We start from the raw sequence: 579 nt of genomic DNA, 5'->3' as shown, positions 1-579 counted from the left end.
TGGGAGTATCGCTCGCCGTCTGTAAGGCCGGCGCCGCAGAGAAGGGGGTTCCGCTCTACCGCCACATCGCAGACCTGGCTGGACACAAGGACGTCATTCTACCTGTTCCTGCCTTCAACGTGATCAACGGGGGCAGTCACGCTGGAAACAAACTGGCCATGCAGGAGTTCATGATTCTGCCTGTGGGGGCCTCTAACTTCCACGAGGCCATGAGGATTGGAGCGGAGGTCTACCACAACCTGAAGAACGTCATCAAGGCCAAGTACGGGAAGGATGCCACCAACGTAGGAGATGAGGGCGGCTTTGCCCCCAACATCCTGGAAAACAACGAAGCTCTGGAGCTGCTCAAGTCGGCCATCGAGAAAGCCGGCTACCCGGACAAGATCATCATCGGCATGGACGTGGCTGCCTCCGAGTTCTTCCGCAGTGGCAAGTACGACCTGGACTTCAAGTCCCCCGACGACCCGTCCAGGCACATCTCCGGGGAGCAACTGGGAGACCTGTACCGCAGCTTCATCAAGAACTACCCCGTCCAGTCCATAGAAGATCCCTTTGACCAGGATGACTGGGAGAACTGGG

General features: G+C 58.2%; 1 pseudogene. It reads left to right on the top strand.

What is annotated here, in order from left to right:
- Positions 1 to 579, top strand: a pseudogene (gene eno / locus ACFIKY_RS09280) (phosphopyruvate hydratase); the annotation flags it as partial.

The sequence above is a fragment of the Bartonella sp. CR127HXZ genome (assembly GCF_042194555.1).
GTDB classification, from domain to species: Bacteria; Pseudomonadota; Alphaproteobacteria; order Rhizobiales; family Rhizobiaceae; genus Bartonella; species Bartonella grahamii.
This window is presented reverse-complemented; position numbering and strand designations above follow the sequence as displayed.